Source organism: uncultured Thalassospira sp., from assembly GCF_963976115.1.
Lineage (GTDB): Bacteria > Pseudomonadota > Alphaproteobacteria > Rhodospirillales > Thalassospiraceae > Thalassospira.
On record NZ_CAXBJJ010000012.1, the window covers coordinates 77,865 to 92,051 of the forward strand.

Consider the following 14,187-nt stretch of genomic DNA (forward strand, 5'->3'; position numbering starts at 1 on the left):
TCGGCGGTCAGGTTATTCGACAGGCATTTCGGTGCTGTCGCTCGGTGCCCAATTGAGGTGTTGTCCACCATCAAGGGCTAACATTTGCCCGGTGAGCGCAGGTGCTGCAAGGAAAAAGCGTATCGCGTCGCAAATCTGCTGCGGCGATGTCCCAATCCCCAAGGGGGTTTTACGGCACTGGGCGTCGAAATCTTCCTGGCTTTGCCGCACGCTGGGCAATACCGGCCCCGGCCCAATGCCGTTCACACGAATGCGCGGTGCCAGTCCCAGCGCCAGGGTTTGGGTCAGGGTCCACAACCCGGCCTTGGACAGGCTATAGGTGGTAAAATGCGGCGTCAGATTCCAGACCCGCTGATCAATGATATTAACGATCAGGCCGGCAACATCGCCGGGCAACTGGCGGGCGAATGCCTGTGACAACACAAACGGTGCGCGAAGATTGACCTCCATATGAAAGTCCCAGCTTTCGCGCGTCGCTGTTTTCACATCGTCATATTCAAAGGTCGATGCATTATTCACCAGCAATCCGACCGGGCCAAGTGCCCCATATGCGGCATCCATGATCCCGGCGGTTTCATCTTCGCGGGACAAATCCGCACTGACCACATGGGCCTTGCGCCCCATATTGCGAATGTCCGCCGCCAATTGATCGGCGGCATCGCGCGACTGGTTGCAATGAAGGACAATATCATATCCCTGCCCTGCCAGATCCAGCGCAATGACGCGCCCAATCCGTTTGGCAGCCCCGGTGATCAGGGCGGTTTTTGGTATAATATCTGTCATCGCCTATCCGTTTTTGCCATTATATTCGTCTTGCGATCCATCCCGGTCGTGCGCGTCATTCGCCCCAAACCGGCATAATCCTTGTTTAATCCGCCCCGAATTACCCGGCAAACAGCATACCGATATATCCAAAATATGCTGCCATAAACACCGCCCCCGCCACGCGGCCAATGCGCCGGCCGGCATAGGCCACCACCAGCACAGCAACCGTTACCACCAGCATGATCCATATATCGGACTGCGCGATTTGTAGCGGAACCGAAATGGGCGAAATGATCGAAACGCCGCCGATAATGACCAGGAGGTTAAACAGGTTCGATCCAAAAACATTGCCCAGTGCCACATTCGAATGCCCCCGAAATGCCGCCACCATCGATGCAGCCAGTTCCGGCAGAGATGTGCCAAACGCCACCAGCGTTAACCCGATGACGGCTTCGGAAACCCCAAATTCACGCGCAACGCTCACACCGCCATTCACCAGCAGATCGGCACCAAATGTCAGCGCGACCACACCAATTACGGTGGCAATAACCGGCCTGGCCCAGCCAGCGGGTGCCTGGCCGATATCGTCGACTTCCTCTTCATGAAGGGCACTGGCATCGCTTGGGCTGTTTTTGTCGTTCTTATAGGTGAAATACCACATGCCAATCAGCACCGCGAGCATCACCAGCCCGGCCCAGCGATCAATCACACCAAACTGGCAAAAGCCGATAAACAGCAACGTGCCAACCAGCATGGCACCGCCATCGCGGATCGTGGTGATGCGACCGGCTGCAACCGGTTTGAGAACCGCAACAGCCCCCAAAATCAGCAAAATATTGGCAATATTCGAGCCAACGACATTGCCCATGGCAATTTCGCCCGACCCCGCCAGTGCCGCATTTAACGATACCACAAATTCAGGCGCCGATGTACCCGCCGCCACAATGGTCAACCCGACAATGACCTTGGAAATTCCCATTCGCAAGGCCAGGCCAACGGCGCCGCGCACAATGAACTCGCCACCGGCGGTTAGCAAAACCAGTCCGGCAATTATTTGCGCATAGGGTATAAACTGTTCCAAAACCGGTCCGCCGTTTATGATTAAAAACAGGGTGCCCTGTTTTCCATCGGGCACTGCCGCGCAAGATGGCATTGACACCTGCCAAACGCAAGCTGTGTCCTGCCCGATGGCGGCGCGCGGCCCTGTTTTTACCGGTTATTATGCTGGCATTGTTACCTGAAACACAGTCCGAACAGGACCGAATGTGGCATTACATATGCTGCATCTGCAAAAGTACAATGCGGCACATGTGACAGGGGCTTTTTCTCCTGTCAGAAACAGGTTAATTGAAATTGTTGTAACTGAGAAAACCACCCGATAAAACCCTGGCACCCCCGAACATACGACCGTGCAAAACCAGATTTACATCGTTTTTTCACACCGTTGCGCTATGGTAAAGGCAACCGGGACCGTTTGTTGACTGGTCGAAAATTTAACGACCCTGGATGATTATTGATGCCCCATAGCAATGTGCTGTTCGAGCTGTTCGTGATTTTAAGCGCTGCGGTCATTGCAGTGCCTCTTGCCCAGCGTTTGCGGGCCAATTCGATCATCGGTTTTCTGGTGGGCGGGCTGGTGATCGGTCCTTTTGGTCTGGGGCTTATTCCCAGCAACAAGGACATATCGACCGTTGCCGAACTGGGCGTGGTATTTTTGCTGTTCATGATCGGGCTGGAACTGTCGCGCGAACGGCTGCACGTGATTGGTGGCAAATTTGCCGCCCTTGGCGTATTGCAAATTGTCGTCACCCTTGCCATCGGCTTTGGCGTGCTTGTGGCAATTGATTTGCCTTTGCCAGCGGCACTTGTCATTGCAGGCGCCCTGGCCCTGTCATCAACCGCGATAATCCTTAAACAGCTTTCCGACGAACGCCAGCTTCATACACGATTTGGCCGGGCGGCCCTGGCTGTCTTGTTATTACAGGACGTCTCTGTTGGCCCGTTCCTGATTATGGTACAGGCGGCGGGTAACACGGCAAGCACCACCAGCCCCTGGGTCAGCATTCTGGCCGGGTTTGGCGCGGTCGCCCTTTTGTTGCTGGCCGGGCGTTATGTGCTGCGCCCGATGTTTCGCGCCATTGCCGCCCTGCACAACCCCGAACTGTTTGCCATTGGCACCCTGTTTGCGGTTCTGGCTGCCAGCATCCTGACTGAAATGGCCGGGTTGTCGATGGCGCTGGGCGCGTTTATTGCCGGTGTGATGCTGGCTGAAACCGAATTTCGCCATCAGATCGAAGCCGACATTGCCCCGTTTCGCGGCGTGTTTTTGTCGCTGTTTTTCATGTCCGTTGGCATGTCGGTCGATATTGGTGTGGTTTATCATCATGCCGTGACAGTTGTTTTGGGTGTGTTGGCCCTGTTGGTGATCAAGGCCGGGCTGTTATTTGTGCTGTCCCTTGCCACCCGGTTTGACCGCGCGGTATCGTTGCGCATTGCCCTTGGTTTGGCCGGTGGTGGTGAATTTGCCTTTGTCATGTTTACCCTGGCCGCCCAAAACAGGGCCATCACCCCGGATCTGGCTGCCATCCTGGTCCCCATCGTTGCCATTTCCATGGCCCTGACCCCCAGCCTGATCAGTTTGGGCAAAAAGCTGGAAGATATTTTGCATCCGCGCGAAACAGACCAGCTGGGCGACATTGAAAGCCATACCGAAGGTATTGAACATCATGTGCTGATTATTGGCTGTGGCCGTGTCGGGCGGGTGCTGGCACGTTTGTTAAAGACCCGAAACATTCCCTTCGTGGTGCTGGAATCCGATGCCCAGCAGGTGGCACGGGGCCGCGCCGAGGGATTGCCGGTTTATTTTGCCGACGGGTCGCGCCCGGAAAGTTTCCGGGCTGCCCATACCGAACAGGCCAATGTCGCCGCCGTTGCCATGGGCACCCCGCACGAAACCGAAAAAACTGTGGCCTTGCTGCGCCAGCATTACCCGCATTTGAAAATTTTTGCCCGCGCCCAGGATATTTCGCATATCGGCGCACTCTCGCGCAGCGGGGCGAATGCCGCCATTCCCGAGGTTCTTGAAACCGGCCTGCGCCTGTCGGATCATGTGCTGTTTGCCTGCGATGTGCCACAAGACGAAATTGACGCCGAAATCGCCAAGTTCCGCCGCGCCGACATGTTGCTGATGAACGAACTGGCCCCGCGCCCGCCGTCACATGCCTCGGCAGGTTCGCAAAAACAGGCAACACCGACCACGCCCGCAAAACCCGATATCGCAAAACCATAATTGCCTTATACTAAAAAGCACTTTTCCTTTAATGCAGTTTGGTATTATGACCCGGCCATTTCCACCACCGGGCCAGCAATTACGCCCGACGCAACAAGGCCCAAAAGCATCAGGAACACGCCCTAAAAAACAAGGCCCCGTCATGTGACAGGGCCTTGTAATTTCAGTGTAAATTGCGAAATTGTGTCACAATTTACTTAAATAAAAATAGCCGGTTACGCCGCCGCATCATCATCAAGCGCGTAGCCCGCCGCACGAACCGTGCGGATCACGTCGCGCGTGCCTTTAACATCATTCAGCGCCTTGCGCAGGCGGCGAATATGCACATCAACCGTACGGGTTTCGACATAGATATTCGGCCCCCAAACGGCGTTAAGCAATTGTTCGCGCGAAAAAACCCGGCCCGGATGTTCCAGGAAGTACCGCAACAAACGAAACTCCGTCGGTCCCAGATGGATTGCCTTGCCGCTGCGATTAACCCGGTGCGCGGCCAGATCCATTTCGATATCGGAATAGATCAACTGCCCCTGTGGTTGCGCCGGGCCGGACCGGCGCAAAAGCGCACGAATACGCGCCAGCAATTCACCAATGGCGAACGGCTTGGTCACATAATCATCGGCACCGGTATCAAGGCCCCGAATACGGTCGCCCTCTTCGCCGCGTGCGGTGACCATAATTACCGGCAAATCGCGGCTTTCTGGTTTGCGACGAATCTGACGGCAGACCTCGATGCCCGACATTACCGGCAACATCCAGTCTAACAAAACCAGATCCACATGGGTTTCAGCCATGATTTTCAAAGCTTCGTCACCGTCGCCCGCTTCGACAACATTCATGCCTTCACGTTCGAGATTATAACGCAGCATCGTGACGATGGCGGCTTCATCCTCGACAATAAGAACCGTGGGATCCATCCTGTTATTCCCCTGCCTCATTGGGTTCGATCACGGCAAAATTGGCAGCGTCATTTTTGGGACGACCATCAACCGGCAAATCTTCGCCCTTGATCCGGTAATAGATCGTTTCGGCGATGTTGGTGGCATGGTCGCCGATACGTTCGATATTTTTGGCGATGAACAAAAGATGGGTCGATGCGGTGATGTTGCGCGGATCTTCCATCATATAGGTCAGCAATTCGCGGAACAGCGAATTGTACATATCGTCAACTTCCTGGTCCCGCGCCCAAACGCGCTGGGCCTTTTCGGCATCGTTTTCGATATAGGCATCAAGAACGTCCTTGATGATTTCCTGGGCCAGGCGCGCCATGTTGGGAATAACCTGGACCGGGCGGATCGGTGGAATCTGGTTAAGAACCTGTGCCCGTTTGGCAATGTTCTTGGCCAAATCGCCAATCCGTTCAAGGTCATTCGACAATTTCAAGGCCGTCACAACCTGGCGCAGGTCATCGGCCATCGGCTGACGCAAAGCCAGAACACGAACGGCAAAATCCTGCACTTCCTGTTCAAGCTTGTCGATCCGAAGGTCCGAAATAATAACCTGTTCGGCCAGTTCGGAATCGCGCTTTGAAATTGCGCGAATGGCCGAAATCAGCTGACTTTCCGCCAGACCGCCCATTTGCGAAATGATATTGTTCAGACGGGTCAATTCATCGTCGAATGAACTGACGATATGATGTTCTTCTTTTTTCATCGTATTACCTCCTGCCCGGCTTAGCCGAAGCGACCAGTGATATAGCCCTTGGTGCGTTCGTCCCGCGGGTTGGTAAAGATTTGGTCCGTTTCGCCGACTTCCACCAGTTTACCCAGGTGGAAAAAAGCCGTGCGCTGCGATACACGCGCGGCCTGCTGCATGGAGTGCGTGACGATGACAATCGTATAGTTCGAGCGCAATTCGTCGATCAGTTCCTCGACCCTGGCGGTCGCGATCGGATCAAGCGCTGAACAGGGTTCATCCATCAAAATAACTTCGGGGCTGACCGCAACCGCGCGTGCAATGCACAGACGCTGTTGCTGACCGCCGGAAAGACCGGTGGCCGGGGATGCAAGACGGTCTTTGACTTCTTTATACAGACCGGCCTTCTCCAGCGAGTTCATGACGATTTCGTCAAGCTCGTCGCGGGAATTGACCAGCCCGTGAATGCGCGGGCCATAAGCCACGTTATCAAAAATCGATTTCGGAAACGGGTTTGGTTTTTGAAAAACCATGCCGATCCGGGCGCGAAGCTGCACGACATCGATAACCTTGTCGTAAATATCGCGGTCATCAAGGGTCACCTTGCCATTGATGGTAACACCGTCGATGGTATCGTTCATGCGGTTCAAGCAGCGCAGAAACGTGGATTTACCACACCCCGACGGACCGATCAGCGCGGTGACTTCACGTTCAACCACATCGAGATCAACATCAAAAAGTGCCTGCGCGGTGCCATAAAAAAGGTTCAGGTCCCGGGCCGCCATTTTCGAGTTGCCCCGCGTTTGCGGTGCGTTCGTCATTGCATCTGCAGTTACAACAGCCATTTTACCACTTCCGTTCAAATTTCTTGCGCAAGAACACAGCCAACCCGTTCATCAAAATCAGGAAGGCCAGCAACACCATAATCGCCGCCGAAGTTTTTTCGACAAAGGCGCGTTCGGGGCTGTCTGCCCACAAATAGATCTGGACTGGCAACACCGTTGCCGCATCCGTGGCCCCCCCGGGGATATCGACAATAAACGCCACCATCCCGATCATCAGAAGCGGGGCGGTTTCACCCAATGCCTGGGCCATGCCAATGATGGTACCGGTCAGAATGCCCGGCATCGCCAGCGGCAACACATGGTGGGTGACCGTTTGCACCGGCGAGGCACCAAGACCAAGGGCAGCCTGGCGAATGGAAGGCGGCACCGCCTTGATTGCCGCACGGGACGCAATAATGATGGTTGGCAATGTCATCAATGCCAGGGTCAACCCGCCCACAACCGGGGCCGAGCGCGGCAAATGCATGACATTAAGATAAAGCTCCAGCCCCAAAAGACCAAAGACGATCGAGGGCACCGCCGCCAGATTATTGATATTAACTTCGATAATCTGGGTGATGCGATTTTTCGGGGCAAATTCTTCGAGATAGATGGCCGCAGCCACCCCGATCGGGAAGGACAGAAGCAAGGTCACAATCAGCGTATAGAACGACCCGACAGCAGCCCCCCAGATCCCGGCCAGTTCAGGTTCGCGGGAATCGCCATTGGTAAAGAACCGGGTATGGAACTTCTTTTCAATGGCATCGCTTGCCTGAAGTGCCTGGAACCAGCCGATCTGATCATTGTCAAGGCGACGGCTGCCTTCCTTGGTCTCGGCACTGATATACCCCTTGTTGAGCATATCAAAATCGTCACCGGAAATAAGCCATATCTTGCGGGTCTGCCCGATCAGCGACGGGTTGTCGAGCACCTGTTCACGCAGATCATATGACGCCCCCCCGGAAACAATATCATAGAGTTTGCGTTTTTCCTGGCGCGACGTGACATCGGGGAAACGGTCACGCAGGGCTTGCTTGATCAGGGCATCATAATTGGCCCGACCGATGACAGCCGGGTCGCGGTTGCCATCCGGGTCAATCTCGGTCGGATCAAAGGTAACTTCAAGCTGCACATAGGTTTGAACAAATGCGCTGTAGCCCTTTGAAATAATAGAATAACCCAGCAAAACCAGCGCCGACAGCGCCAGCAGAATCGCGGTCAAGCCATAGGTCTTGAACCGGCGGTCGGCGGCATAGCGTTTTTTGATGCCGCGCGACATCTCTGCGCTATCCCAGTCAACCGGCTTGCGCAGGTTGGCGTCGTCCGCACGGGCGGCAGCGCGGTCTTCCATCAAGGATGCCATATCAGTCATATTTCTCGCGATACTTCTGAACAAACTTCAGGGCGAAGACGTTCAGCCCCAATGTGACAAGGAAAAGAGCCAGGCCCAGTGCGAAGGCTGACAGGGTTTTTGCACTGTCAAATTCCTGGTCACCGACAAGCAAGGTCACGATCTGCACCGTTACCGTTGTGACCGCCTGCAAGGGATTGGCCGTCAGATTGGCGGCAAGACCGGCAGCCATCACCACAATCATGGTTTCGCCAATCGCGCGCGATACCGCCAGCAGAACCGCACCGACAATACCGGGCAGGGCGGCTGGAAAAATCACATGGCGGATGGTTTCTGATTTGGTTGCCCCCAACCCGTAGGACCCATCCCGCAAAGATTGCGGCACTTGCGACATCACGTCATCAGACAGCGAGGATACAAATGGTATGATCATGACCCCCATCACCAGGCCCGCAGCCAGCGCACTTTCCGAGCTGACACTTAACCCCAGTGTCGCGCCGCTATCACGCAAAAACGGTGCAACGGTCAGGGCGGCGAAAAAGCCGTAAACCACTGTTGGCACCCCCGCCAGAATTTCCAGCGCCGGTTTGGCCCAGGCCCGAAACATCGGCGATGCATATTCGCCCATGTAAATCGCCGCAAACAAGCCAATCGGCACGGCCACCAGCATGGCAATAAACGTAATCAGCAACGTCCCTGCGAAAAGCGGGATCATGCCAAACGAACCGTCGGATGCCACCTGATCGGCACGGATCGCGGTTTGCGGACTCCATTCCAGGCCAAACAGAAAATCGACCGGGTTAATCTTGCTAAAGAAATGCAGGGTTTCAAACAGCAAAGAAAAAACAATGCCAACCGTCAACAGAATGGCGATGCCCGAACAGCCAATCATCAGATAGCGGACGATGCGTTCAACATTGTTGCGTGCCCGCATTTCCGCGCCAATTTTGCGATAGGACAGCGACAGCCCTGTCAGCGCCACAGAAATCAGGACAATAATAAGGGCCGTATTGGAAATGGTATGCAAAGTCGCCAGCCGGTTTCCGGCATCGACAATTTCAGGGGCAACATCAAGATGCTGGCCATTATCTGCTGCAATCAGCGAAATGGCATTCATCGCCAGCGACAACTGACCGGAATCGGATGTAATTTCGACCGGCAGGTCATTAATGATAAAGGCCTCGGTAATCGGACCTTGCAATACATACCATATGATCAGCAATAACAAGGCTGGCAGACCACACCACAAGGCGGTGTATGTGCCATAATGGACCGGCAGCGAATGCAGATTACTGAAACGGCCACCGGAAAGTGCAATCGCCCTCTGTCGCCCAAAAACGAAAGAAAGCGCACATAACAGTGCGACCGTCAGCAACAAAAAAGTCAGGGACATTGTGTAATTCCATTTGCCTGAAAGAACCCGAAAACCCGGTTGGTGCGCTCAGTGCTGGCAGAGTAAAATAATAAAAACAATTCTGAAACAAAGAAACCGGCGGCAACCCCGAACGGGTCACCACCGGTTACACATCAGATTACATGCTAAGCGGGGTCAGGCTTGTTGCTGCTTTGCGAACAGCTTCGCGCTCGGCTTCATCCATCGGGATCAGGCCGCGATCAGCAAGGTAACCTTCCGGGCCCCATGCCTTTTCCGAGGTGAACTCGGCGACATATTCTTCGATGCCAGGAATGGTGCCAACATGGGCATTCTTGACATAGAAGTAAAGCGAACGGGAAACCGGGTAGGACCCATCGGAAATGGCTTCAAAGGTCGGGGAAACGCCACCGATTTTCGAGCCATGCAGCTTGTCGCCATTCTGGTCGAGGAACGAGAAACCGAAGATACCCAGAGCAAGCGGGTTGGCTTCGAGTTTCTGAACGATCAGATTGTCGTTTTCGCCAGCTTCGATATAGGCACCGTCTTCACGAACACCGGCGCAAGCTGCTTTGTGCATGGCTTTGTCGCTGCTTTTCAGGGCAGCAATTGCCGGGAATTCATCACAGGCTTCTTCAAGTACCAGCTCGGTGAAAGCATCGCGGGTGCCTGAGGTCGGCGGCGGCCCGAGAACTTCGATCTTTTCATCCGGCAGGGTCGGATCGATTTCTTTCCAGTTGGTGTAAGGATTGTCGATCAGTTCCTTGCCGTCTTTTGACGGAACGGTTTTGGCCAGCGCCAGAAAGATCTGCTCTTTGCTCAGTTCGAACAAAGGTGCACTTTTGGCATTGGCAAGAACGATACCGTCATAACCGATTTTGACTTCGGTGATGGCTTCAACGCCGTTTTTGGCGCAGGTTTCAACTTCGGACTTTTTAATGCGGCGCGATGCATTGGTGATATCGGCGTTCTGCTCGCCAACACCCGTACAAAACAGCTTCAAGCCGCCGCCTGAACCGGTTGATTCAATAACCGGTGTTTTGAAAGAAGTGGTCTTGCCGAATTCTTCCGCAACAGCGGTTGCGAACGGAAACACGGTGGACGAGCCAACGATACGAATCTGGTCGCGCGCATGTGCGGCGCCGGTCAAGGCAACGCTCGCGAGTGCTGCAATAGCGAGAGTCTTCTTCATGTAAATCCCCATATATTTGTTCCAAGTCGGGAACGGTGCAACGATCTGCGAGGCGGACTCTACCTTTATGCTTTTACCGTATTGCGTCACATTTGTTAAGGTTATGTTACAGTCACCAAAAAGAGAAAAAAGTCAAAAATATCCTTTTATTTTCAATATTCTAATTAAATTCGTCTTTGACCCTTTCCAAGGATACAAACCGCCATTTTCCGTTGCGAACAGCAACCGCAGCCTCAATTGTTACAAACTGTGCTTTCAACTGCAAGATCAACAGGTGACATGATTCGTTGCCTTTCGGGTGAACAAGGTCCCCCGGAGAACCAAACCGCGTTCGCCCCTGCCCAATGCCCGCTTCCGCCCCGGGACCCCGGCGCAAAGATTGTTTTTTCAGCCAGCCCGTCTGCCGTCACACCCGGTTTTGCGCCGGTTTTCAACGGGGCCGGAAAGGCATTTAACGTAATGCATCGATAACCAGATCAGGAAGTGCGCCCCGTGGCATCGTTGCACCCTTTACAAATCCTTAAGAACAGGGGACCCTTACCCCAATGGCAACAAAATTGCCAAATGGGGAAGAAGGCCGACACGAACGGGACGGACGTGCGGCCTGCCGAGGGAGAGAACTGGTGAGTGCGCAAATAGATGACCTTAAAACAAGGCTGGAAAAATTGTCGGGCGAACTGGGCGAGGTCTCGCAGTTGGCCGCGCAGCATTTTGACGAGCTGCACGATGCGGTCAACAGTGTTGCCAGCCACACCTTGGCAATGGAGGCCATTATTTCGGCCATTTTGGTCAATATCGACATTGATCAGAAAGATGTCAGCAACTGGATCCAAGCCAAAACCACGCAGTTTTCATCACCGGAACATGGCGACTCTTATGCCGAAACCATCGCCCGCGACTTTCTGCGCAAACCCTGACAGCCCCATACGCGTTTCGCCCCGGTTATCCCTGTCTTAGCTTTTGCGGGCATGGCCCACCTGTTGCCCAGTCCAGCAATTGCACGGTGTGCACCACTTTCAGATCATCGGCTTCAAGCTGCACCATGCAGCCAATATTGCCCGTTGCCACCACATCGGGCCGGGTATTGCGGATATTGGCCTGTTTGCGTTCCTTTAACTGCCCGGCAATTTCGGGCTGCAACAGGTTATAAACCCCGGCAGACCCGCAACATAAATGACCTTCGCCAATTTCAAGAACCTCAAACCCGGCCTTACGCAGCAAGTCGCGCGGGGGGTGAGTAATTTTTTGCCCATGCTGCATCGAACACGCGGAATGATAAGCCACCCTTATTGCAACCGGCGCACGACCTGGCGCGACGGCATCATTCCGTATAACACCTGCCGCATGTTCTGAAACAGATGCCGGGACCGGCGACGACGGTGATAATACCGATGCCAAATTTGCAGCACCGCGCTCACGTACGAGATCGGGGGTTACATTTTGCCCCGATCTTGCCGAAGGCAGGCCAACCGGCTGCACAAGGTTACCCGGCAGATCAATTTTCGCCAGATATTCGGTAATGTCGCACGCCAGGCTGGAAATACGGGCGGCTTTTTGCGCCCAGGTCGGATTATGGGCCAGCATGTGACCGTAATCCTTTACCGTGGTGCCACAGCCCGACGCAGTAATCACAATCGCGTCCAGCCCCTCGCCGCCGGCATCGGACAGTTCAGGATACCAGGCAGCAATATTGTTCATCGCCTGGGCGTGCGATGCCTCTTCCTTGCCCATATGATGCACTAGCGAGCCACAACACCCGGCCCCCTTGGCCACAACAATTTCAATACCCAACCGGGTCAGCAACCGGGCCGTGGCCTCGTTAATTTCGGTTTCCAAAACCTGCTGGGCACAGCCGGTCAAAATGGCTACCCGCCCCTTGCGCGCCCCTTGCGCCGGAATGACCTGGGGTTTGTCCACCCAACTGGGCGGGGGCAACGGGCGTGCGCCCATTTTTACCATGCCGCGTAACCGCCCCGGCATCAGCCCGGCAAACGGGGCCGCCAGTTTTGCAAGCCCCAGGGCGGTACGAAACAGGGTTGGGCGCGGCACAATCCATGCCAGTATTTTACGCAACCATTTATCGGCCATCGGGCGCTGATATGTTTTTTCAATATGGGCGCGGGCATGGTCGATCAAATGCATGTAATCGACCCCGGACGGGCAGGTCGTGGCGCAAGACAGACACGATAAACACCGGTCAATATGGCGCACCACCCGTTCCGTGGCCGGTTTGTCGTTTTCCAGCATGTCCTTGATCAGGTAAATGCGGCCACGCGGGCTATCAAGTTCATCGCCCAGGGTCACAAATGTCGGGCAGGTGGCGGTGCAAAACCCGCAATGCACGCATTTGCGCAAAATCTGCTCGGATTGCGCCATCATCGGGTCGGCAAGCTGCCGGGTACTAAAACCTGTTTGCATTTACGCCCCCACCCTTTGGTCTGATTGTGCGGCATCTGCCTGCCGCTGTGGGGCCATGCGCCCCGGGTTTAAAATGCCATACGGATCAAAATTTTCCGATATTTTACGATTTATCCGGTTAATTTCCGGCGAAAGTGGCTGAAAAACCGGAATTTCGCGACGTAGTTCCGACGATGCCCGGACCAGACACGCCTGCCCGCCTGCATTCACCGCAATCTGGCGGATTTTGCCTGCCTGTTCAATTTCCCCGCTGGCATCCCCGGCGGCAAATTGCGCCCAGACAAGCCCCCCGGCCCAATCAAGCATAATGTCGGTATCGCCGGTTTGGCGTAACGCCTGCACCACGGCCCCGCCGGATGCGGGCGGCACCGACAGGCGCCATAAAACCCCACCCTGCCCTTGCATCGGTTTTACATCGGCGATGGATCGCCACAACGCCAGACTTTCGGCTGTTTGCACCACCGTTGCAGCACCAATATCGGCCAGCAACCGGCACAGGGCCGCCGCCCGCCAGTCAACCGATTGCTCTGGTCCCTCGACCCGCAGAAAAACCATCGCGGTTGCCGGACTTGCATCACCCAACGCAGCCATCTCTGCCGAACTATCTGCCAATATCGAGGTCGGCGCCCATGCCGCACCCGAAACCTCGTTTTCACTGCCCATCGCGGCGGTCATGGCTTGCACGGCGATCTTTGCATCGTCACAGGGCACAATCACGGTTCGGGTTTTTTCCGGCACCGGCATGGCTTTTAACGTCAGGGTATGCATCACGCCCAATGTGCCAAACGACCCGGCCATTAATTTGGACAAATCAAACCCGGTAACGTTTTTCATCACCCGCCCGCCGGATTTAAAATCTTCGCCCCGGCCACTAACAGCTTCGAACCCCAAAACATGGTCGCGCGCCGCACCCGATTTTAACCGGCGTGGCCCGGAAATGTTGGTTGCCACCAGCCCGCCCAGCGTCCCAAGCGGGCCATCCCCCGCCACACCAATGGTATCACCACCGCCCAACAACAGCGGAAAGTCACCCGGTTCAAACTGGAACTGTTGATGTTTTTGCGCCAAAAGCGCGGTGATCTCGGCAAGCGGCGTGCCCGCATGGGCCGAAATCACCAGTTCTTCGGGCTGATAAAACAAAATGCCGGTCAATTTCGACAGATCAAGCACATGGCGGGCACGCACATCATGGCCATAGGCCCGTTTGCTGCCATGCCCGATAATTTCCAGCGCCACCTTGTCGCCCAAAGCCCATAAAATGGCATCGCGCAACTGTGCCGGGGTGGTTGGGGTTATCATTTCCGCCATGGCGGTTTCCTCTCCTGCTTCGTTGGGCCGGTCTTT

The 14,187-nt window shown here is 55.0% G+C and carries 12 protein-coding genes; 2 read left to right on the forward strand and 10 right to left on the reverse strand.

Annotated elements, in window-relative coordinates; all coding sequences use genetic code 11:
• Positions 1–12: 12 nt before the first annotated feature.
• The gene (locus tag AAC086_RS16550) at positions 13–783 is read right to left on the reverse strand and encodes an SDR family oxidoreductase (protein ID WP_339780316.1); all 771 of its coding nucleotides are present in this window, start codon (positions 781–783) and stop codon (positions 13–15) included.
• Positions 784–883: 100 nt separating this feature from the next.
• Positions 884–1,846: a calcium/sodium antiporter gene (locus AAC086_RS16555; protein ID WP_339780318.1), complete on the reverse strand. Its 963-nt coding sequence runs from the start codon at positions 1,844–1,846 to the stop codon at positions 884–886.
• 435 nt (positions 1,847–2,281) lie between these two features.
• Here AAC086_RS16555 and AAC086_RS16560 point away from each other — a divergent pair, with 435 nt between their 5' ends.
• Entirely contained in the window at positions 2,282–4,054 is a 1,773-nt protein-coding gene (locus AAC086_RS16560) for a cation:proton antiporter (RefSeq protein WP_339780319.1), read from the forward strand.
• A 215-nt stretch (positions 4,055–4,269) separates the two neighbouring features.
• Here the strand turns inward: AAC086_RS16560 and phoB are convergent, their stop codons facing one another.
• The 6 genes from phoB to AAC086_RS16590 form a co-directional block, all read right to left on the reverse strand.
• Positions 4,270–4,968, reverse strand: coding sequence for a phosphate regulon transcriptional regulator PhoB (gene phoB, locus AAC086_RS16565; protein ID WP_085579332.1), 699 nt, complete (start codon positions 4,966–4,968; stop codon positions 4,270–4,272).
• A 4-nt stretch (positions 4,969–4,972) separates the two neighbouring features.
• Complete coding sequence (phoU, locus tag AAC086_RS16570) at positions 4,973–5,704, reverse strand: phosphate signaling complex protein PhoU (RefSeq protein WP_339780321.1); 732 nt, start codon at positions 5,702–5,704, stop codon at positions 4,973–4,975.
• A 20-nt stretch (positions 5,705–5,724) separates the two neighbouring features.
• Positions 5,725–6,531 (reverse strand): phosphate ABC transporter ATP-binding protein PstB, encoded by an 807-nt coding sequence (gene pstB, locus AAC086_RS16575; RefSeq protein WP_339780323.1) that lies wholly within the window; start codon positions 6,529–6,531, stop codon positions 5,725–5,727.
• 1 nt (position 6,532) lies between these two features.
• Positions 6,533–7,882 carry a phosphate ABC transporter permease PstA gene (pstA, locus tag AAC086_RS16580; protein ID WP_339780325.1) on the reverse strand — a complete coding sequence of 450 codons (1,350 nt, stop codon included), beginning with the start codon at positions 7,880–7,882 and terminating at the stop codon, positions 6,533–6,535.
• Positions 7,875–9,254: a phosphate ABC transporter permease subunit PstC gene (gene pstC, locus AAC086_RS16585; RefSeq protein WP_339780327.1), complete on the reverse strand. Its 1,380-nt coding sequence runs from the start codon at positions 9,252–9,254 to the stop codon at positions 7,875–7,877. The genes pstA and pstC overlap by 8 nt, the downstream gene beginning before the upstream one ends.
• A gap of 139 nt (positions 9,255–9,393) precedes the next feature.
• Entirely contained in the window at positions 9,394–10,425 is a 1,032-nt protein-coding gene (locus AAC086_RS16590; RefSeq protein WP_339780329.1) for a PstS family phosphate ABC transporter substrate-binding protein, read from the reverse strand.
• Between the two features lie 623 nt (positions 10,426–11,048).
• On the opposite strand from AAC086_RS16590, the gene AAC086_RS16595 reads away from it, so the two are divergent.
• On the forward strand, positions 11,049–11,342 hold the full coding sequence (locus AAC086_RS16595; protein ID WP_339780331.1) for a hypothetical protein: 294 nt from the start codon (positions 11,049–11,051) through the stop codon (positions 11,340–11,342).
• Positions 11,343–11,367: 25 nt separating this feature from the next.
• Here the strand turns inward: AAC086_RS16595 and glcF are convergent, their stop codons facing one another.
• Entirely contained in the window at positions 11,368–12,843 is a 1,476-nt protein-coding gene (glcF, locus tag AAC086_RS16600; RefSeq protein WP_339780333.1) for a glycolate oxidase subunit GlcF, read from the reverse strand.
• On the reverse strand, positions 12,844–14,151 hold the full coding sequence (locus AAC086_RS16605) for an FAD-binding protein (protein WP_339780335.1): 1,308 nt from the start codon (positions 14,149–14,151) through the stop codon (positions 12,844–12,846).
• Positions 14,152–14,187: the final 36 nt, after the last annotated feature.

Coding starts and splice junctions, on each gene's coding strand:
- AAC086_RS16605 (WP_339780335.1), bottom strand. CDS start 14,151: ATGGCGGAAATGATAACCCCAACCACCCCGGCACAGTTGCGCGATGCC.
- phoB (WP_085579332.1), bottom strand. CDS start 4,968: ATGGATCCCACGGTTCTTATTGTCGAGGATGAAGCCGCCATCGTCACG.
- AAC086_RS16560 (WP_339780319.1), top strand. CDS start 2,282: ATGCCCCATAGCAATGTGCTGTTCGAGCTGTTCGTGATTTTAAGCGCT.
- phoU (WP_339780321.1), bottom strand. CDS start 5,704: ATGAAAAAAGAAGAACATCATATCGTCAGTTCATTCGACGATGAATTG.
- glcF (WP_339780333.1), bottom strand. CDS start 12,843: ATGCAAACAGGTTTTAGTACCCGGCAGCTTGCCGACCCGATGATGGCG.
- AAC086_RS16590 (WP_339780329.1), bottom strand. CDS start 10,425: ATGAAGAAGACTCTCGCTATTGCAGCACTCGCGAGCGTTGCCTTGACC.
- pstB (WP_339780323.1), bottom strand. CDS start 6,531: ATGGCTGTTGTAACTGCAGATGCAATGACGAACGCACCGCAAACGCGG.
- pstC (WP_339780327.1), bottom strand. CDS start 9,254: ATGTCCCTGACTTTTTTGTTGCTGACGGTCGCACTGTTATGTGCGCTT.
- AAC086_RS16550 (WP_339780316.1), bottom strand. CDS start 783: ATGACAGATATTATACCAAAAACCGCCCTGATCACCGGGGCTGCCAAA.
- pstA (WP_339780325.1), bottom strand. CDS start 7,882: ATGACTGATATGGCATCCTTGATGGAAGACCGCGCTGCCGCCCGTGCG.